Below are 19892 nucleotides of genomic sequence, written 5' to 3' on the forward strand. Positions count from 1 at the left end.
GGCTTGCCCGCGATGAAGGACTACTGGCCCCTGCGTTACTTAACCTTTGGCCCCAGCCTCCAGCATATTCTCCGGCCGTACCCAGGCATCGAACTCTTCACTGGTCAGGTAGCCCAACTGTAACGCCGCCTCGCGCAATGTCAGCCCTTCGCCATAGGCTTTCTTGGCTATCTCCGCGGACTTGTCATAACCGATATGCGGATTCAACGCCGTCACCAGCATCAACCCACGCTCCAGATGTTCAGCCATTTTCTGAGCATCCGGTTCCAGGCCGGCAATGCAATGCTGCTGGAAGTTGCTGCAGCCATCGCCCAGCAGACGGATCGATTGCAGCAGGTTGTGAATGATCACCGGCTTGAATACGTTCAGCTGCAGGTGTCCCTGGCTTGCCGCAAAACCGATAGCCACGTCGTTGCCCATGACCTGGCAGGCCAGCATCGACAAGGCTTCGCACTGAGTTGGGTTGACCTTGCCCGGCATGATCGAACTGCCCGGCTCGTTGGCGGGCAGTTTCACTTCGGCGAAACCGGCACGCGGCCCGGAGCCCAGCAGGCGCAGGTCGTTGGCGATTTTCATCAGGGTGACGGCAAGGGTCTTCAACGCACCCGACAAGGTGGTCAAAGGTTCATGCCCTGCCAGCGCGGCAAATTTATTCGGTGCCGTGACAAACGGCAGGCCGGAAAGGGCTGCCAGTTCGGCGGCAATCGCTTCGCCAAAACCGTGGGGCGAATTTAACCCGGTGCCGACTGCGGTGCCGCCCTGTGCGAGTTCACAGACGGCGGGCAACGCGCTGCGGATCGCTCGTTCGGCGTAATCCAGCTGTGCGATGAATGCCGACAGTTCCTGGCCGAAGGTGATCGGCGTGGCATCCATCATGTGGGTGCGCCCGGTCTTGACCAGCTTCATGTGCCGGGCGGAGAGCTCCGCCAACCCGCCGGACAGTTCGCTGATCGCCGGCAGCAGCTGCTGTTGCACCGCCTGGGCGGTTGCGATGTGCATGGCGGTGGGGAAGCAGTCGTTGGAACTCTGGGAGCGGTTGACGTGATCGTTGGGATGAACCGGCGATTTGCCGCCCCGCGGGTTACCGGCCAATTCGTTGGCGCGACCGGCGATCACCTCATTGACGTTCATGTTGCTCTGGGTACCGCTGCCCGTTTGCCAGACCACCAGCGGGAATTGATCATCGTGGCTGCCGTCCAGCACTTCGTCGGCCGCCTGTTCGATCAGGCGGGCAATGTCGGCCGGCACGTCACCGTTGCGGTCATTGACCCGTGCGGCGGCTTTCTTGATCAAGGCCAGCGCATGCAGCACCGCCAGTGGCATGCGTTCGTTGCCAATCGCGAAATTGACCAGCGAGCGTTGCGTCTGAGCGCCCCAGTACGCCTCATCCGGGACTTCCACCTCGCCAAGGCTGTCGGTTTCGATACGGCTCATCGTGCACACTCCTGTAGGTCAGTTAGCGCAGTTTAGGCCGTGATCGTCCGTGGTGGTTCCATCGGTGTCGAAATTGTCTGCTGGACCCCTCTAAATTAGGCCCCACAAGGCTTGGGGTTGAGTGACACACTTTTTTAGGCGCAGAATGGACGCCCTTGGGGTTTTACCTCGCCTGCTAGAAAAGGAAACTCGATGACTCGTCTTCGTGCCATCTGTACCGCGGTTGCACTGGTTTGCGCCAGCGGCCCTGTTTTTGCCGATACCGCCAGCCACAACGCCAGTGCCGAGGCTTTCCTGACCCTGGCGCACGCTGACAAACTGGGCACTCCGGTGTACATGCAAGTGCAGCAAATGTTCGCTCAGCGCTTTGAACAGACCAAAGCTCCCGAGTCGAAAAAAGCCCTGCTGGAAACCTACCAGGCCAAGGCCAACGCAGCGCTGGACCAGGCCATTGGCTGGAACAAGCTGAAGCCGGACATGGTCAAGCTCTACACCACCAACTTCAGTGAATCGGAGCTCAAGGACCTGGTCGCTTTCTACCGGTCGCCACTGGGCAAGAAGGTCCTGGAAAAAATGCCGCAACTGACCCAGCAATCGGCGCAGATGACTCAGGCCAAGCTGGAAAGCGCGGTCCCTGTGGTCAACAAACTGTTGGCTGACATGACCGCGGAGCTCGAGCCCAAGGGCGCAGCTCCTGCCAAGAAAAAGCCTTAAGCGGAGTCGGGCATGACCATGCAACAACGCATTGAATCGACGCTGGGCCTGTTACAGCCCGAGCACCTGCAAGTGCTGGATGAGAGCCACATGCACAGTCGTGGGTTGCAGACTCACTACAAGGCTGTGATCGTCAGCCAGCAGTTTGCAGGGCTCAACCGCGTCAAGCGTCACCAGAAAGTCTACGGCACGCTTGGCGAGATGATGGGCGAGTTTCATGCGTTGGCGCTGCATACCTACACACCTGAGGAATGGGCACAGATGGACGCGGCTCCGGCCTCGCCGACCTGTGCTGGCGGCAGCAAGCACTGAGATCACCTGCTGCAGGTGCACGGCTTGTGTGGGATCAAGGCTTGCCCGCGATAGCGTGCTCGAGATTGCCATCGCGGGCGAGCCTTGCTCCTACAGAAACCACATTTTTTTTGCTAGAATCCGCAACGCGCCGCTAACCCGGCGCGTTTTTTTTTGAATCCGGTTCACCCCTTACGAGGGTAGCCACCTGGAGAAACACCCGATGACACAACAGATTGTTGTGGCGGCACTGTACAAGTTCGTCACCCTGGAAGATTACGTCACCCTGCGCGAGCCCTTGCTGCAGGCGATGGTCGACAACGGCATCAAAGGCACGCTGCTGATCGCCGAAGAAGGCATCAATGGCACCGTATCCGGCAGCCGTGAAGGCATCGATGGGCTCATGGCCTGGCTCAAGAACGACCCGCGCATGGACGATATCGATCACAAGGAATCGTACTGCGACGAGCAGCCGTTCTACCGCACCAAGGTCAAGCTCAAGAAAGAAATCGTCACCCTGGGCGTCGAAGGCGTGGATCCGAACAAAAAAGTCGGTACCTACGTTGATCCAGAGAACTGGAACGCGCTGATCAGCGACCCTGAAGTGCTGTTGATTGATACCCGCAACGACTACGAAGTGGCCATCGGCACCTTCGAAGGCGCCATTGATCCGAAGACCACCAGCTTTCGCGAATTTCCAGACTACATCAAGGAACACTTCGACCCGGCCGTGCACAAGAAGGTCGCGATGTTCTGCACCGGCGGCATTCGTTGCGAAAAGGCTTCGAGCTACATGCTCAGCCAGGGCTTCGATGAGGTCTATCACCTCAAGGGTGGCATCCTGAAGTACCTTGAAGAGGTGCCGCAGGAAGAAACCAAATGGCAGGGCGACTGTTTTGTCTTCGATAACCGGGTCACGGTGCGCCACGACCTCAGCGAAGGCGACTACGATCAATGTCATGCCTGCCGCACCCCGGTGAGCGTGCAAGACCGTGCATCCGAGCACTACGTGCCAGGCATCAGTTGCCCGCATTGCTGGGATAAGCTGAGCGAGAAGACTCGCCGTAGCGCCATCGACCGGCAGAAGCAGATCGAACTGGCGAAAGCGCGCAACATGCCGCATCCGATTGGCTACAACTACAAGCAAACTCCTTCCGAGGCTTGATCCCATGTCTGCGCGCCGCCTGCTCTATGTGATGGACCCGATGTGCTCCTGGTGCTGGGGTTTTGCTCCGGTGGCCCAAGCCCTGGTCGAGCAGGCGCGCGCAGCCGGGGTTGAGGTGCATCTGGTAGTGGGCGGCTTGCGCACCGGTAGTGGTTCGGCGCTGGAACCGACCACCCGACGTTATATTCTCGAACACTGGCAGGCGGTGACTGATGCCACCGGCCAGCCGTTCAAGCTTGAGGGCGCATTGCCCGACGGCTTTGTCTACGACACCGAACCCGCGTGCCGGGCGCTCGTGACCGCGCGTGGCCTGGCAGCCGACTGTGCGTGGACATTGCTCGGTTTGATTCAGCATGCGTTCTACGCCGAGGGGCGCGACGTCACCCAGGCCAGTGTCCTGGTCGAGTTGGCGGAGCAGGCCGGGGTCCCTCGCATCGAGTTCGCCGCGGCATTTGACCGTGCCGACCAGCACGCCGCGACTGCCGCCGATTTCACCTGGGTCCAGGATCTTGGCATTGCCGGCTTCCCCACATTGCTGGCCGAGCGGGACGGGCAATTGGCGCTGCTGACTAATGGTTATCAACCGCTCAGCGAGCTGTCGCCATTGCTTGGCCGCTGGCTGGAGCGCGCCGCCTGTGCATGACCTGCCTGACGATGAACCCTCTCCCAAGCGCATGGATCGACTGAGCTGGGCCGAAATACGTCGCCTGGCCCTGCAGCATAAAAAAGCCTTGTGGATCGCCAACGGCGTAGCGGTCCTGGCTACTTTGTGCAGCGTGCCGATTCCCTTGCTGCTGCCACTGCTGGTGGATGAGGTGCTGCTGGGGCATGGCGATTCAGCGCTGAAGATCATGAACCACGCACTGCCGGAGCACTGGCAGAAAGCAGCGGGCTACATAGGCCTGATGCTGCTGGTCACCCTGAGCCTGCGGTGCGCCGCCCTGTTGTTCAACGTGGTGCAGGCGCGCCTGTTTGCAGCGCTGGCCAAGGACATCGTCTACCGCATTCGCTTGCGCCTGATCGAGCGGCTCAAGCGAATTTCCCTGGGGGAGTACGAAAGCCTTGGCAGCGGTACGGTCACCACGCATCTGGTGACCGATCTCGACACCCTCGACAAATTCGTTGGCGAGACCCTCAGCCGTTTCCTGGTGGCCATGCTGACCCTGGTCGGCACGGCGAGTATTTTGATGTGGATGCACTGGAAGCTGGCGCTGCTGATCATGCTGTTCAACCCGCTGGTGATCTACGCCACGGTGTTGCTCGGCAAACGGGTCAAGCACTTGAAGAAACTGGAGAACGACAGCACCTCGCGCTTCACCCAGGCACTCACCGAAACCCTCGACTCCATTCAGGAAGTCCGTGCCGGCAACCGCCAGGGCTTTTTCCTCGGTCGACTCGGGCAGCGCGCCCGGGAAGTGCGGGATTACGCAGTCACCTCGCAGTGGAAAACCGATGCGTCGAACCGCGCCAGCGGCCTGCTGTTCCAGTTCGGTATCGACATCTTTCGCGCCGCAGCGATGCTCACCGTGCTGTTTTCCGACCTGTCCATCGGCCAGATGCTCGCGGTCTTCAGCTACCTGTGGTTCATGATCGGCCCGGTGGAGCAACTGTTGAACCTGCAATACGCCTTTTATGCAGCCGGCGGCGCCCTGTCGCGGATCAACGAGCTGCTCGCCCGAGCCGACGAACCGCAATACGAGGGGGGCGTCGATCCGTTCCAGGGTCGCGAAACCGTGGGCATCGAAGTCCAGGGCCTGAGCTTCAGCTATGGCGATGAACTGGTGCTGAACAAGATGAACCTGTCGATAGCGCCGGGGGAAAAGGTCGCGATCGTTGGTGCCAGTGGCGGTGGCAAGAGCACACTGGTGCAGCTGCTGCTCGGCCTGTACACACCCCTGGCCGGTACCATTCGTTTCGGCGGATCTACCCAGGAAGAAATCGGCCTAGAGACCGTGCGCGAGAATGTTGCCGTGGTCCTGCAGCATCCCGCGCTGTTCAACGACACCGTGCGTGCCAACCTCACCATGGGCCGCGAACGCAGCGACGAAGCCTGCTGGCAGGCCCTGGAAATTGCCCAACTGGATAACACGGTACGGGAATTACCCAATGGCCTGGACAGCATCGTCGGTCGATCCGGCGTGCGTTTGTCCGGCGGCCAACGCCAGCGCCTGGCGATTGCCCGCATGGTGCTGGCCGAGCCCAAGGTAGTGATCCTCGACGAGGCTACGTCGGCGCTGGACGCCGCCACCGAATACAACCTGCACCAGGCGTTGACGCGCTTCCTCAGTCATCGCACCACCCTGATCATCGCCCACCGGCTGTCCGCCGTGAAACAGGCTGACCGGGTGCTGGTGTTCGACGGGGGGCAGATCGCCGAGGACGGCGATCACCAGCAGCTGATTGCAGACGGCGGTCTGTACGCCAAGCTTTACGGGCATTTGCAGCAGCACTAGCCTCGTCAGCAGGGCTCTGACTTGCCGGGAGCGAGAACGCCCCCTAGTCTGGGGGTAGCGATCACGTCGGGATGATGATCTGGCAGTGCTAATGCAAGGGACCTCATGAATCAAACGCGGACTCTCGGAACTCCACGGTTGCTGGGCATCGTATGGCCTTTCATCGCCGTCGTGTTATTTCAGGCGCTGCTGGGTGGCTTCAGTCTATATGTGTTGTCTGCGGTTCGCGGCTACGTGGCCGGTGAAAGCCTGTGGTCCAAAGGCCAGAAAGACGCCATCTATTACCTGAACCTATACGCGGAAAATCGCGACGAGGCGATTTTCCTCAAGTATCAGAACGCCATCGCCGTGCCCCATGGCGGCCATGAGCTGCGCCTGGCCCTCGATCACCAGCCGCCCAACCTCGAGGCCGCCCGGCTGGCGATCCTCAAAGGGGGCAATCACCCCGACGATGTGTCCAGCCTGATCTGGCTCTACCTTAATTTTCGCAATTTCAGCTATCTGGAAAAAGCCATCGACCTGTGGACAGTCGGTGACGACTATCTGGTTCAGCTCGATGAAGTCGCCAGCGAAATGCAGCAGCGCATGACCGACGGCCAGGCGTCGGATGCCGACGTCACTCGCTGGAAAGACCGGATTTTTGCGATCAATGACGGTGTCACACCTGCGGCCAAGGCCTTTAGTGATGCGTTGGGCGAGGGCTCGCGAATGATCCTGCGCCTGCTGCTGGTGATCAACCTTGCCACCGCGCTGGGCCTGATTGCGCTGGCGTTGATGCGCACCCACAAACTGCTCAAGCAGCGCCACGCCTTTGCCGACGCCTTGCAGCTGGAAAAGGATCGGGCGCAGATCACCCTGCAATCGATCGGCGATGCCGTCATCACGACCGACGTCGACGGCGCAATTGCCTACATGAACCCGGCGGCCGAGGCGCTGACCCACTGGAAAGCCGAACAGGCCGCAGGTTTGCCGTTGGCGGCGCTGTTCAACTTGCTGGATGAAAATGCCCAGGCGGAAGGTTTCACCCTGATCGAACATATCCTCAGTGGTCAGCTCAGAGGCGGCAGCGAGCACTCCAAGCTGATCCAGCGCCTGGATGGCAGCACCGTTTCGGTGACATTGGTGGGCGCGCCGATCCGTAACGCCGGCAAGGTCAGTGGCACCGTGTTGGTACTGCACGACATGACCCAGGAGCGCCAGTACATTGCCAATCTTTCGTGGCAGGCCACGCACGACGCCCTGACCGGGCTCGCCAACCGCCGCGAGTTCGAGTTCCGCCTGGAGCAGGCCCTGCACAATCTGACGCGTCAGGCCGGGCGTCACTCGCTGATGTTTCTCGACCTGGACCAGTTCAAGCTGGTCAACGATACCTGCGGCCACGCGGCCGGTGATGAGTTGCTGCGGCACATTTGTGCCCTGTTGCAGTCAGGTTTGCGTGAGGGAGACACCCTGGCCAGGCTGGGGGGCGACGAATTCGGCATTCTGCTGGAAAACTGCGCGCCCGACGCTGCCGAGAAGATCGCCGACAGCCTGCGTCAGACGGTTCAGAACCTGCACTTCGTATGGAAAGGCCGCCCATTCGTGACCACTGTCAGCATCGGCCTGGTACATGTCACTCAGCATCCAACGACCCTGGAAGCCTCTCTGCGTGCCGCCGACATGGCTTGCTACATGGCCAAGGAGAAGGGGCGCAACCGCATTCAGGTCTACCACGCCGATGATTCGGAGCTGTCCCTGCGCTTTGGCGAGATGGCTTGGGTACAACGCCTGCATATGGCCCTGGAAGACAACCGGTTCTGCCTCTATGCCCAACAGATCGCGCCGCTCGGGCATGTAGAGGAGGGCGGTGGACATATTGAAATCCTGTTGCGTCTGCATGATGAAGCCGGGCGAATGATACTACCGGACAGTTTCATACCGGCGGCGGAACGTTATGGGCTAATGACTTCCCTTGATCGCTGGGTAGTGGAGAACGTATTCAAGATCATTGCGCAATGCATACAGGAAAATCACAAAGGTCCTTTGGCCATGTGTGCGATTAATCTGTCAGGCACTACTATAGGAGATGACGCATTTCTGAACTTCCTGCGTAAACAGTTTGTTGTTTACTCAATCCCTCCTGAAATGATTTGTTTTGAAATTACTGAAACCAGTGCGATATCAAATTTGGGCAGTGCGATTAGGTTTATCAATGAACTCAAAGGTTTAGGTTGCCATTTTTCACTTGATGATTTTTGTGCCGGAATGTCTTCATTCGCCTACTTGAAACATTTACCTGTAGACTTCCTGAAGATCGACGGGAGTTTCGTAAAGGATATGCTGGACGACCCGATTAACCTCGCCATGGTCGAAGTGATTAATCACATCGGTCATGTAATGGGTAAACGCACGATTGCCGAGTTTGTCGAAACACCACAGATCGAGCAGGCACTGCTTGAGATTGGGGTCGATTATGCTCAAGGGTATGTGATTGAACGCCCGCACCTGTTTACCTGTGAAAGTTTGCAGCGTCGTCCGGCGAGGCCTCAGCCTTTGTTATTCAAGGCGCCGGGCACCTTTCGCTGAAACATCTTGCCGATCCTTCAAATCACAATCAAAAGGAGCTCGACAGTGATCGACACATTCATCAGAACCGGACCTCTCATGGAAGCTGCAAGTTATCCGAACTGGGCACAACGCCTGATTCAGGACTGCAGCGAGAACAAACGCCGGGTGGTTGAACATGAACTCTATCAACGGCTGCGTGACAACAAACTCAGTGCGAAGACCATGCGCCACTACCTCATTGGTGGCTGGCCGGTCGTCGAACAGTTTGCCTTGTATATGGCGCAGAACCTGACCAAGACCCGCTTTGCCCGACACCCTGGCGAAGACATGGCGCGGCGCTGGTTGATGCGCAATATTCGAGTGGAGCTTAATCATGCCGACTACTGGGTGCACTGGAGCCGGGCGCATGGCGTAACACTGGAAGAGTTGCAGGCACAAACTGTTGCCCCTGAACTTCATGCATTGAGTCACTGGTGCTGGCACACCAGTTCGTCCGATTCGCTGATCGTGGCCATCGCCGCGACCAACTACGCCATTGAAGGGGCGACGGGGGAGTGGTCAGCGGTGGTCTGTTCCAATGGCGTGTATGCCGCCTCCTTCCCCGAAGAGGAACGCAAGCGCGCCATGAAGTGGCTGAAGATGCACGCCCAGTACGACGACGCCCACCCGTGGGAGGCGCTGGAAATCATCTGCACCCTGGCGGGCCTGAATCCGAGCCAGGCATTGCAGGCTGAGTTACGCCAGGCGATTCGCAAAAGCTATGACTACATGTACTTGTTCCTGGAACGGTGCATGCAGCTTGAGCACGCGGAACGGGCGCCGGTCACCCGTGAGCGCATGGCGCTGGCGGAAAGTTGATCGACTGATACCTGCTGCAAAAAAATAGCCCGCCCCTGCTGTCCGATCGACAGTGGGAGCGGGCTTTTTCATCGCCGCCACGCTGGTTCAGGCGCTGATCTTGAGTCCGACCAGACCTGCGATGATCAGGGCGACACTGGCCAGCCTGAACAGCGCCATGGACTCGCCAAAAAGGATGATCCCGGCGATCACGGTGCCGACAGCGCCGACGCCCGTCCAGATGGCATAAGCGGTGCCCAGCGGCAGCTCCTTCATGGCAAGGCCCAGCAAGCCAAGGCTGATGGCCATGGCTGCAATGGTCAGGGCCGTGGGAAGCGGACGACTGAAGCCGTCGGTGTACTTCAGGCCCACGGCCCAGCCTACTTCGAAAAGGCCGGCGAAAAACAGAATGATCCAGGACATGTAAGACCTCCATCGATTGACGGGGTCGTCCCCAGGTAAATGACTCGATCGAGCCGCAAGGTCGTCCTCGCGATGCGCAGTATAGTGCCCATTATTAACCTGGGGATCAAGTTTCCGGCTCAGTCAGTGACTTGTCGCATGGCGGTCTCACGGTCCTGCTTTTCACTCATCCGCCGGAACCAGGTCGAGAGCAGCGCCCCTGAAATGTTGTGCCAAACACTGAACAAGGCGCTGGGCACCGCTGCCAGTGGCGAGAAGTGTGCGCTGGCCAGCGCGGCACCCAGCCCAGAGTTCTGCATGCCCACCTCCAGCGCCAGGGATTTACGCTGGGCCAGTGGCAGCTTGAACAAACGGCCGGTGAAATAGCCCAGCAGATAACCGAAGCTGTTGTGCAGCATCACTACGGCCATGATCAACAGACCCGATTCGGCAATCTTCGCCTGGCTGGCAGCCACCACGGCGGCGACGATGATCACGATGCTGACCACCGAAATCAGCGGCAGTACTTCCACTGCGTGACGAACCCGCTCGCCGAGCACGCGCTGAGCCAGTACGCCGAGCACGATCGGCAGCAGCACTACTTGCAGGATCGACCAGAACAGCTCCATGAAAGACACCGGCAGCCAGGCCGAAGCCAGCAACCAGATTAACGCCGGGGTCAGCAGCGGGGCGAGAAGGGTGGTCACTGCCGCGATAGCCACCGACAGCGCCAGGTCACCGCGGGCCAGCCAGGTCATGACATTGGACGACGTGCCACTCGGGCAGCAGCCGACCAGAATGACGCCGACGGCAATTTCCGCCGGCAACTGGAACACCTGGCACAGTAACCACGCCATGCCGGGCATGATCAAGAAATGCGCGACGACGCCCAGCGCCACGCGCCACGGGTGGCGGGCCACTTCAGCGAAGTCTTCGAGCTTGAGGGTCAGGCCCATGCCGAACATCACCAGCCCCAGCAGCGGCACAATGGCCACCTTGAGACCGACGAACCAAGCGGGCTGGAGGAACGCTAACACGGCGAAAATCAGTACCCAGTAGGCGAAGGTGTTGCCGACAAAGCGACTCAATGCAGCCAGTGCGCGCATGGCCTGATCCTTATTGTATGAAAGCGTTAGGGAGCTAAGCATACGCTGCTTGCAAAAAAAGATCGCAGCCTGCGGCAGCGCCTACACGGGAAACGCATTCCAATGCAGGAGCTGCCGAAGGCAGCGATCTCTTTACAGGCGCTGCCGCTCTGAATGATCAGATTCCCTGAGGCGTCTCTTCTCCGCCCAATGCTTCCACCAATGCTGGCAGGAAGTCGCCGAAGGTGAGCATCATCAGGGTGAAACTGGCATCCAGCTGGCCGAGGGCTTCTTCGCCTCCGTCCTGTTCCGCCTGATCCTGCAGCAGGTCTTCGAACTTCAGGCGCTTGACCACCATCTTGTCGTCGAGGACGAAGGACAGCTTGTCCTGCCAGGCCAGCGACAGCTGGGTAACCACCTTGCCGGTGCTCAGGTGCAGCTGGATTTCTTCGCTGGTCAGGTCCTGGCGCTTGCAGCGCACGATGCCGCCATCTTCATGGGTGTCACGCAGCTCGCACTCGTCCAGCACAAAGAAGTCGTCCGCCGCTTTCTGGGTGGTGACCCATTCGGTCATCGTGGCGGTCGGCGACATCTTCACGGTCAGCGGACGCACTGGCAGTGTGCCAATAACTTCGCGCAAGGTGGAGAGCAGGTCTTCGGCGCGTTTCGGGCTGGCGGAGTTGACCAGGATCAGCCCCTGTTTTGGCGCGATGGCAGCAAAGGTGGACGAACGACGGATAAATGCGCGCGGCAGGAAGGCCTGGATGATTTCATCCTTGATCTGGTCGCGTTCCTTTTTATAGACCTTGCGCATTTGTTCGGCCTCGATCTCTTCGACCTTTTCCTTGACCGCGTCACGTACGACGCTGCCTGGCAGAATGCGCTCTTCCTTGCGGGCCGAGATCAGCAGGAAATCGCCGCTGACATGGACCAGGGGCGCATCTTCGCCCTTGCCGAACGGCGCAACGAAGCCATAGGTGGTCAACTCCTGGCTTGCACATGGACGCGCCTGTTTGGTGGCCAGTGCAGTTTCCAACGCCTCGGCATCAAAAGGCAGATCTTGGGTCAGGCGATAGATAAGCAGGTTTTTGAACCACATGGGGTGAGTCTCTCCTTATATGCAAAGGGGGGCATTATTCTCTTCGCGGTGCCATAGGCCAACCCTTCTCTAAGCCTTTGGAAGGGCTCGGAAAATTATTTTAAAAAGTGCTTGCCAGAGAGGGGGGTGCTCCGTAGAATGCGCGCCACACCGAACGTGAAGGGTGATTAGCTCAGCTGGGAGAGCGTCTGCCTTACAAGCAGAATGTCGGCGGTTCGATCCCGTCATCACCCACCATTCGCATTCAGTGTTACGCGCAGCGGTAGTTCAGTCGGTTAGAATACCGGCCTGTCACGCCGGGGGTCGCGGGTTCGAGTCCCGTCCGCTGCGCCATATTCGGTAATCTGGAATGCTGAACGCCAGGTCACCACGGAAAAGCCCGCTTAGGCGGGTTTTTTTCTGCCTCAAGTTTGTACGTTGTTCCTGCAGAGCGTGTCGTTTCACCAGTTTTCTGATTTATTTGAAAAATATTCAATTAAATCAACACATTGCGAAAACTTGTGGCATAATGCGTCCCGTAACGAAGCGAAGGGTGATTAGCTCAGCTGGGAGAGCGTCTGCCTTACAAGCAGAATGTCGGCGGTTCGATCCCGTCATCACCCACCATTCGTTTCAAGCGTTTCGCGCAGCGGTAGTTCAGTCGGTTAGAATACCGGCCTGTCACGCCGGGGGTCGCGGGTTCGAGTCCCGTCCGCTGCGCCATATTCGGTAATCTGGAACGCTGAACGCCAGGTCACCACGGAAAAGCCCGCCTAGTGCGGGCTTTTTTTCGTCTGCGATTTGGCTTTTGCCTTGTCAGCGTCATTGCACCAGCGCAAGACATTCGCCGCCGTGGGAAGTAGATGACAGAAGCTTCACCCGCCGAATGCCGAAATGCGTTACAACACCTGAACTTATCAGACGTTTCCTGCTCTCATGCCGGTAGCCATTGGTCGTGGCCGCCTGATAAGCTCGCGGCTTTATTCGATTGCCCTTTAGGCGCATGAACAAGGAAATAGCATGAAACAGCATCGGTTGGCGGCGGCGGTGGCCCTGGTTAGCCTGGTACTTGCGGGTTGTGATTCGCAGACCAGCGTAGAGCTGAAAACCCCGGCGCAAAAAGCTTCCTACGGGATTGGCCTGAACATGGGCAAAAGCCTGGCTCAGGAAGGCATGGATGATCTGGACTCCAAAGCCGTTGCCCAGGGCATCGAAGATGCCGTTGGCAAGAAAGAACAGAAACTGAAAGATGAAGAGCTGGTCGAAGCCTTCGCCGCGCTGCAGAAGCGTGCTGAAGAGCGCATGGCTAAAATGAGCGAAGAGTCGGCATCCGCTGGCAAGAAATTCCTCGAAGACAATGCCAAGAAAGCGGGTGTTACCACCACTGCTTCGGGCCTGCAGTACGAAGTCGTCAAAAAGGCCGACGGCGCCCAGCCCAAGCCGACCGACGTAGTGACTGTGCACTACACCGGTACCCTGACCAACGGCACCGTGTTCGACAGCTCCGTTGAACGTGGCAGCCCGATTGACCTGCCGGTCAGCGGTGTGATCCCGGGTTGGGTCGAAGGCCTGCAACTGATGCACGTAGGCGAGAAGTACAAACTCTACATTCCTAGCGAACTGGCTTACGGCGCGCAAAGCCCAAGCCCGGCAATCCCGGCCAACTCGGTGCTGGTATTCGACCTGGAACTGCTGGCGATCAAGGATCCGGCAAAACAGGAAGACGCAGCCAAGTAATTTGCGTCTGTTGTGAACCAACGCCTCGCTCATGCGGGGCGTTGTTGCATTCGGGATTTAACGAGCTCAAACAAAACGAACGGACGTGGCAGGATGCAGTCATAGCCATTGAAGGCGCCTGCGCTAGCTGCGCTGGGGCGCCAAGTCAATGAAATGTTTGGTTTTTTTATGTGAGTAAAAAACGCCCGATCTGAGCTCAGCCCTTATGAAACGGGGGCTTCAGCGACAAAATGCAGCTCTGTTCACAAGGTTATCCACAATTTGTGTGGATAACATTTCAGCGGGAGGAAATATGAAAGCACCCTGGAACTTTGCCCGTTTCCTGCCACTGGCCGGCCGGCTGCTTGCTCGGGGCCGTCTACCGACTTTGCTGTTCGCTGTCGCCAGCAAAGGTGCCAGTCAGGGCAACCGCCTGGGCAAGCTCAAGGAAGACCTGCGCCTGCTGCAGGCATTGTGCCTGGCCTATTGGCGAGGAGAGTACCGCGCGATCAGCCCCAAGGCGCTGATTTCGGTAGTGGCCGGCTTGATGTATTTCCTCAGTCCCGTGGACGCGATCCCCGACTTCATTCCCATGTTCGGGATGCTTGACGATATCGCCGTGCTGGCCTGGCTCATGAAAGTACTGGATGACGAGTTGTCTGCCTTTCGTGCCTGGCGCAAGCGCCAATTGCCGGAGAAGCTGGCAGTGGTGGAGCGGCTGCCTGACACACCGGAGCAACTTCAGCTGCAAAACCCGAAAAAACCATGATCTGATAGAAAATCGTCCCTGTATTCATGCACCTCGTGACCGTGGTCCGCGACCGTGGTCGCTGTTAGGATTACACTTCAAGGGAAAAGTGCCGACTCGCAAAGTGTCGTTGTCCTACGGGGAAGTCATGGATATTCAGATAATCACACGCGAAGGCGAGCCCGAGTATGCGGTTCTGCCGTGGGCTCAGTACCAGGCTTTATTGAAAGCAGCAGGCATTGACCAGCCATCGCCGCGGGTCGCACCACAACCTCCCGTGGCAAACCCGGACCAGATTCTTCCAGGTCTGGATCAATTACGCAGTTTGCGCGAAGCGAAGGGCATCGCCATTGAGGCGCTCGCCCGCACGGTAGGCATCAGCCCGTCTTATCTGGCCCTGATTGAAAGTGGCGAGCGTCTACCCGACGCTGCGATTCGCCGCAGCCTGGCCTGGGAACTGACGGTGCCAGGGTGGAGGGACGAATCGTGACGGTACGCATCAGTCGTCAACATTGGGACGGGTTGCTGGGCGAGCTGGATCAGGCGCGACGGCAGCGACATTTACTGACGTACCGCGCATTGCTGGAGCGATTGCAGCTGCCGACACCTGCCATGCAGACCCTGACTGCGGCACTTGAGCACCTGGCCGCACTGGACGCCAAGGCGGAACAGCCATTGCGCAGCTCGCTGGTGATCAGCCAGGGTGCCAGCCGCCTGCCACGTACCGGTTTTTTCGAATGTGTTGAACGCCTTGGGCGTTTTTCCGGGCCGTCGGATGGTGTGGCCGCCGCGTCTTGGCACGCTTCGGAGGTGGTTCGGGTGTTTGAGTACGAATACCCCGAATCGGCAGAGGCCTGAGTGTTCCTCAAGCTCAAGGCTCGGGCCGGTTACTGGCTGGCCCGCCGGCTGTTTCACTGGTCGTGGTTCGTGCGTCAGCCCCGGGGGTGGAGCTGGCTCGAAGGTCAGTTCGCACGCATGGCCAACCTGGGCGATGCAGGGGCGCAAAGCTTCTATGGGCACATCCTGGCCTTTCGTGGTGTCGGCCTGGGCGCTCGTGAGGAAGGCGTGCGATTGTTGCGTCTGGCGGCGTTGGCGGGGGATGGCAAGGCAGCGTATCAGGTAGGCGTGTTCAGTTTGGCCGGGACGGCGAGCAAGGCGCCGGATCCGGTTGAAGCGACGCGGTTCTGGAAGATTGCGGCGAAGGCCGGGCATCCCTTGGCTGAGATCAAGCTGCAGGAGTTGGCGTCTCGCGGTCCTTTGGATAATTAGTGTCTGGTCTGACGCCTTCGGGGCGAGCCCGCACAGATTTATGTGTCGCTTGCAAAATCCTTTACCAACACAGATCCCTGTGGGAGAGGGCTTGCCCGCGAAGGCGCCCGCCCGGACACCACCAGACTGTCAATCAGATACACGCTATACCCGGGTACATTCTTCGCATGATGCTTGGCCTGGGAAGCCATCTCCGCCAATTGACTCGCATCGAGTTGCGCGCATGCCTGAGGATGCAGGTGCACCACGCCAATCGACAATGACAGCAATGCAAACTCCTGGCGCACACCCTGCCGGTTTGGGGCGATAAAGCAGCCGGCCTCCAGGTGCTCGCTGCGGTAGAACCGCCGGCATTGGCTCTGGAAATCATCCACCAGCTGGTTCAAGCGTTTGCGCCAGTCTTCGGGACCCAGTACCAGCAAAAAATCATCGCCGCCGATATGGCCGACGAAGTCGCGGGAGGGGTCCACGCGGTCATTCAGGCATTGCGCCAGGCACAGCAGCACTTCATCCCCACGACCGTAGCCATAGATGTCGTTGAAGGGCTTGAAGCTGTCGATGTCCACGTAACAGATCACCGACTCACGTTGCTGCTGGAGCAAGCGAGTGAGGCACTGCTGGATCGGCACGTTGCCAGGTAGCAAGGTCAGCGGATTGGCGTAGCGGGCCTGCTGAATTTTCAGTTCGGTGATCAGCTTCAGCACGTCGATTACCCGGCCCAGTCCCAGGTAGCCGCCATCGAGAGTAATGATGAAATCCTCTTCGATGCGCTGCCGCGCCCTGCTGGTGATCAGCCGGCTGACCTGCTGCAGCGATTGGGTCATCTCCACGGCTAGAAAGTCATCGCTCATCAGGCGGCTGATCGGCTTGCGGGCAAACAGGTCTGTGGCGAAGGGCTTGAGCAATGCGTCCGAGAGGGAATGCCTGTGGACGATGCCACAGGGGTGGCCCTGGGCGTCCAGTACCGCCAGCGAGTTCAGGTTGGCCTGGCGGCGAAAGGCTTCCAGTACCGTGGCTGTCGGCGTCTCGCGGGCCACTGCCGGTTGTTCGTTGAGCAAGGCGCTGAGGTCGCAACCTTCATCGTTCAGCGCCACGGCGCTACTGTCGTGTTTGGGCAGCATTTTGCGCGCATCCCTCGGCGGTTGCTCCTGAGGGCGGCACAGCAGATAGCCCTGGACCAGGTCGACCCCCATCTCCGTCAGCACTGCAAGTTCTTCCGCCAGCTCGATGCCTTCGGCGATCACCTGCGCACGGGAGGCCTTGGCGATTTGCAGGATCGAGCCGACGAATTCGCGTTTGAGCGCGTCCTGATGGATACCGTCAATGAAGTGCCGATCGATCTTCACGTAGTCCGGGCGCAGTTCCGACCATAGCCGCAAGCTGGAATACCCTGCGCCCAGGTCATCCAGTGCGATGGAAAAACCCATGGCCCGATAATGATGCAACGCGGTTTGTAACAGCTGGAAGTCATCAGTCGGGGTTTGTTCGGTCAGCTCGATCACCACCTGGCTGGGCGGAATCCCGAAATCCTGCAGTAACTGCAACGTGCGTCCGGGTTGATGCGCCGCTTCCAGCAGCGATTCCGGCGAGACGTTCAGGAACAGCTTGCCGGGGAGTTGCTGGTCATTGAAGCGTCGGCAGGCACTCTGGCGACAAGCGATCTCCAGCTCGCTCAGACGGCCTGCCTGGCGGGCCACGGCGAACAGTGCGAGCGGGGAGTGCAGCGGGCTGTTGGAGGGGCCGCGACTGAGGGCTTCGTAGCCGATCACGCGCTTTTCCGAGAGGCACACAATTGGCTGGAACAGGCTGTGCAATCCACCCTGAGTCAATATTGAACCCAGTGCGCTCAGCTGTTCGGTTGTGGTCATGGCAATCTCTGGCAAAAAAAAAGGACCGGACGAGCGCTTGGTCAAGCGCGCGTCCGGTCCCGTATTTCACGACAGATTGATGACTATTTGATGACGCTCCGCAGAGCGTCGCCTTTATATCGCCATTGTCCTAGTGCTTGGCCACCGCAGTATTGAGCTTCAGGTAGTCCAGCAGGATGCGACCGGTCTCGCTCAGATAAGCGTCGTCTTCCGGTTTGGTCTTGTCCGGCTCCGCCGCGAGGGCGTCTTCGTCTTCCTTCTTCAGCTCCTTGAGCGGCTCTTCGCCCTTGGCCTTGCGGCGGATGTTCTCCATCACCAGCTGCTTGTTTTCAATATCGGCGTGCTGGGCGCGGCGCTCGGCTTCATTAAGGCTGACGGTTTTTTCTTCCATCAGCTTCTGGGCCAGTGCCAGCTTGTCACGAATGAACACGAACTCGGCGTCCTTGCCCGAACGCAGGTCGTGCTCGGATTTGAGCTGCGCCAGGTAGGGCTTGAACGGGTCGGCTGCCGGCTTGATGGCGGCCTTGATGGTGTCCCACGGCATGGCCTCGGGCAGCGCGCTCTCACCGATTTCCTTGGTGTCGATGATCGACGGGTAGTCGATGTCCGGCAGAACGCCCTGATGCTGGGTGCTCTGGCCGGATACCCGGTAGAACTTCGCCAGGGTCAGTTTCAGTTCGCCATGGTTCAGCGGCTGAATGGTTTGCACGGTGCCTTTGCCGAAGGTCTGGCCGCCGATGATCAGTGCACGGTGGTAGTCCTGCATGGCGCCGGCGAAGATCTCCGAAGCCGAGGCCGACAAGCGGTTGACCAGCAACGCCATCGGGCCCTTGTAGAACGCGCCCGGGTTCTCGTCTTCCAGGACATCGACACGGCCATCGGCATTGCGCACCAGTACGGTCGGGCCTTTGTCGATGAACAGGCTGGTCAGCTCGGTAGCTTCCTGCAGGGAGCCGCCGCCGTTGTTGCGCAAGTCGATGACCACGCCATCCACTTTCTCTTTCTGCAACTCGGTCAGCAGCTTCTTGACGTCGCGAGTGGTGCTCTTGTAGTCCGGATCACCTGCACGGAAGGCCTTGAAGTCCAGGTAGAACGCTGGAATCTCGATCACTCCCAGCTTGTAGTCCTTGCCATCCTGCTTGAGGTTGAGGACCGACTTCTTCACCGCCTGGTCTTCAAGCTTCACCGCTTCGCGGGTAATCGGCACGATTCGGGTGGTCTGATCGTTCGGCGCATTGCTGGCCGGAATCACTTCCAGGCGCACCACGGTGCCCTTTGGACCACGGATCAGCTTGACCACTTCGTCCAGGCGCCAGCCCACCACGTCGACCATTTCCTTGTTGCCCTGGGCAACGCCGATGATCTTGTCGGCGGGTGCCACCAGCTTGGTCTTGTCGGCCGGGCCAGCGGGCACCAGGCGCACGACTTTCACCTGGTCGTTGTCGCTTTGCAACACGGCGCCGATGCCCTCGAGGGACAGGCTCATGTTGATGTCGAAGTTCTCCGCGTTATCCGGTGACAGATAATTGGTGTGCGGGTCGTAGGACATGGCAAAGGTATTGATGTAGGCCTGGAAGATATCTTCCGCGCGGGTCTGGTCCAGACGCGCCAGTTGATTCTTGTAGCGCTTGGTCAGGGTTTCCTGGATTTGCTTGGAGTCCTTGCCCGCGATCTTCTGGCGCAGCACTTCGTCCTTGACGCGTTTGCGCCACAGGTCGTCGAGCTCGGCAGTGGACTTGAGCCAAGGTGCGTCCTTGCGATCGATCAGCAAGGTTTCCTTGGTCGTGAAGTCGATCTTGTCGACGCCCTTGTTCAACTCGGCAAGGGCAAAGTCCAGACGCGCCTTGACGCGGTCCAGGTAGCGCTTGTAGATGGTGAACCCGGCGTTGAGGTCGCCGCTTTTGAGGAAGTCGTCGAACTGGGTCTTCCACTTGTTGAATTCGTTGATGTCGCTGGCCATGAAATAGCTGCGCGACGGATCCAGCAGCTTCAGGTAGCTGTCGTAGATGATCACCGAGCGCGCGTCGTCAAGCGGCGGCTTGCTGTAGTGATGGCGCTTGAGCAACTCGACGACGTTCAGGCTGGCGATCACTTCGTCACGATCAGGCTGAAGCTTGTCCCAGCTGTTGGCTGCAAACGAATTGGTCGACATCGGCAGCAGGCCGATACCAATGACTAGAGCTAGGGCGGTGCTGGGGAAAAAATGCTTCATGCTGATTCGACGCGGGGACAATTGATCACGCATATTAGGCCGTCTTTGAAGTCGCCGGTTCCACGAGGGCCGG

18 protein-coding genes and 4 tRNA genes are annotated in these 19892 nt (G+C 59.1%); 16 read left to right on the forward strand and 6 right to left on the reverse strand.

The features are described 5' to 3' along the window. Positions 1-39 precede the first annotated feature (39 nt). Positions 40-1434 (reverse strand): class II fumarate hydratase, encoded by a 1395-nt coding sequence (locus EQV97_RS24760; RefSeq protein WP_122841385.1) that lies wholly within the window; start codon positions 1432-1434, stop codon positions 40-42. A 192-nt stretch (positions 1435-1626) separates the two neighbouring features. Here EQV97_RS24760 and EQV97_RS24765 point away from each other — a divergent pair, with 192 nt between their 5' ends. The 7 genes from EQV97_RS24765 (at position 1627) to EQV97_RS24795 (ending at position 9462) form a co-directional block, all read left to right on the forward strand. Beyond that, positions 1627-2148, forward strand: coding sequence for a DUF2059 domain-containing protein (locus EQV97_RS24765; RefSeq protein ID WP_045061674.1), 522 nt, complete (start codon positions 1627-1629; stop codon positions 2146-2148). Between the two features lie 12 nt (positions 2149-2160). After that, positions 2161-2460, forward strand: coding sequence for a BolA family protein (locus tag EQV97_RS24770; RefSeq protein WP_240890243.1), 300 nt, complete (start codon positions 2161-2163; stop codon positions 2458-2460). Positions 2461-2662: 202 nt separating this feature from the next. Next, the gene (locus EQV97_RS24775) at positions 2663-3604 is read left to right on the forward strand and encodes a rhodanese-related sulfurtransferase (protein WP_225570713.1); all 942 of its coding nucleotides are present in this window, start codon (positions 2663-2665) and stop codon (positions 3602-3604) included. A 40-nt stretch (positions 3605-3644) separates the two neighbouring features. Beyond that, positions 3645-4247, forward strand: coding sequence for a DsbA family protein (locus EQV97_RS24780; protein WP_205895994.1), 603 nt, complete (start codon positions 3645-3647; stop codon positions 4245-4247). Between the two features lie 31 nt (positions 4248-4278). Then, positions 4279-6057, forward strand: coding sequence for an ABC transporter ATP-binding protein (locus tag EQV97_RS24785; RefSeq protein ID WP_225570749.1), 1779 nt, complete (start codon positions 4279-4281; stop codon positions 6055-6057). A 105-nt stretch (positions 6058-6162) separates the two neighbouring features. Further along, the gene (locus EQV97_RS24790; protein ID WP_240890244.1) at positions 6163-8622 is read left to right on the forward strand and encodes an EAL domain-containing protein; all 2460 of its coding nucleotides are present in this window, start codon (positions 6163-6165) and stop codon (positions 8620-8622) included. Positions 8623-8667: 45 nt separating this feature from the next. Then, complete coding sequence (locus EQV97_RS24795; RefSeq protein WP_122841380.1) at positions 8668-9462, forward strand: iron-containing redox enzyme family protein; 795 nt, start codon at positions 8668-8670, stop codon at positions 9460-9462. A gap of 87 nt (positions 9463-9549) precedes the next feature. On the opposite strand, the gene sugE is transcribed toward EQV97_RS24795, so the two are convergent. From sugE to rdgC, 3 genes are all read right to left on the reverse strand, one after another. Then, on the reverse strand, positions 9550-9864 hold the full coding sequence (gene sugE, locus EQV97_RS24800; RefSeq protein ID WP_045061667.1) for a quaternary ammonium compound efflux SMR transporter SugE: 315 nt from the start codon (positions 9862-9864) through the stop codon (positions 9550-9552). Between the two features lie 119 nt (positions 9865-9983). Further along, positions 9984-10949 carry a bile acid:sodium symporter family protein gene (locus EQV97_RS24805; protein WP_240890245.1) on the reverse strand — a complete coding sequence of 322 codons (966 nt, stop codon included), beginning with the start codon at positions 10947-10949 and terminating at the stop codon, positions 9984-9986. Between the two features lie 157 nt (positions 10950-11106). Further along, positions 11107-12027 carry a recombination-associated protein RdgC gene (gene rdgC, locus EQV97_RS24810; protein WP_045061665.1) on the reverse strand — a complete coding sequence of 307 codons (921 nt, stop codon included), beginning with the start codon at positions 12025-12027 and terminating at the stop codon, positions 11107-11109. Positions 12028-12188: 161 nt separating this feature from the next. Between rdgC and EQV97_RS24815 the strand changes: the two genes are divergently transcribed. The 9 genes from EQV97_RS24815 (at position 12189) to EQV97_RS24855 (ending at position 15739) form a co-directional block, all read left to right on the forward strand. Next, positions 12189-12264 (forward strand) — tRNA-Val (locus EQV97_RS24815). Between the two features lie 19 nt (positions 12265-12283). Next, positions 12284-12360, forward strand: a tRNA-Asp gene (locus tag EQV97_RS24820). Positions 12361-12557: 197 nt separating this feature from the next. Further along, positions 12558-12633, forward strand: a tRNA-Val gene (locus EQV97_RS24825). 19 nt (positions 12634-12652) lie between these two features. Then, a tRNA-Asp gene (locus tag EQV97_RS24830) sits at positions 12653-12729 on the forward strand. Between the two features lie 297 nt (positions 12730-13026). Then, positions 13027-13743, forward strand: coding sequence for an FKBP-type peptidyl-prolyl cis-trans isomerase (locus tag EQV97_RS24835; protein ID WP_045058067.1), 717 nt, complete (start codon positions 13027-13029; stop codon positions 13741-13743). A gap of 292 nt (positions 13744-14035) precedes the next feature. Continuing rightward, positions 14036-14491 (forward strand): DUF1232 domain-containing protein, encoded by a 456-nt coding sequence (locus tag EQV97_RS24840; protein WP_045058068.1) that lies wholly within the window; start codon positions 14036-14038, stop codon positions 14489-14491. Positions 14492-14618: 127 nt separating this feature from the next. Then, positions 14619-14960, forward strand: a complete 342-nt coding sequence (locus tag EQV97_RS24845; RefSeq protein ID WP_045058155.1) for a helix-turn-helix transcriptional regulator — start codon at positions 14619-14621, stop codon at positions 14958-14960. After that, positions 14957-15328 carry a hypothetical protein gene (locus EQV97_RS24850; RefSeq protein ID WP_045058069.1) on the forward strand — a complete coding sequence of 124 codons (372 nt, stop codon included), beginning with the start codon at positions 14957-14959 and terminating at the stop codon, positions 15326-15328. The genes EQV97_RS24845 and EQV97_RS24850 overlap by 4 nt, the downstream gene beginning before the upstream one ends. Beyond that, positions 15329-15739, forward strand: coding sequence for a sel1 repeat family protein (locus EQV97_RS24855; protein WP_045058070.1), 411 nt, complete (start codon positions 15329-15331; stop codon positions 15737-15739). A gap of 38 nt (positions 15740-15777) precedes the next feature. On the opposite strand, the gene EQV97_RS24860 is transcribed toward EQV97_RS24855, so the two are convergent. Continuing rightward, positions 15778-17607 (reverse strand): bifunctional diguanylate cyclase/phosphodiesterase, encoded by a 1830-nt coding sequence (locus EQV97_RS24860; protein WP_240890246.1) that lies wholly within the window; start codon positions 17605-17607, stop codon positions 15778-15780. Positions 17608-17737: 130 nt separating this feature from the next. Next, positions 17738-19819 (reverse strand): carboxy terminal-processing peptidase, encoded by a 2082-nt coding sequence (locus EQV97_RS24865; RefSeq protein WP_163019545.1) that lies wholly within the window; start codon positions 19817-19819, stop codon positions 17738-17740. Positions 19820-19892 lie beyond the last annotated feature (73 nt).

The sequence above is a fragment of the Pseudomonas sp. TMW22090 genome (assembly GCF_022496665.1).
Lineage (GTDB): Bacteria > Pseudomonadota > Gammaproteobacteria > Pseudomonadales > Pseudomonadaceae > Aquipseudomonas > Aquipseudomonas gregormendelii.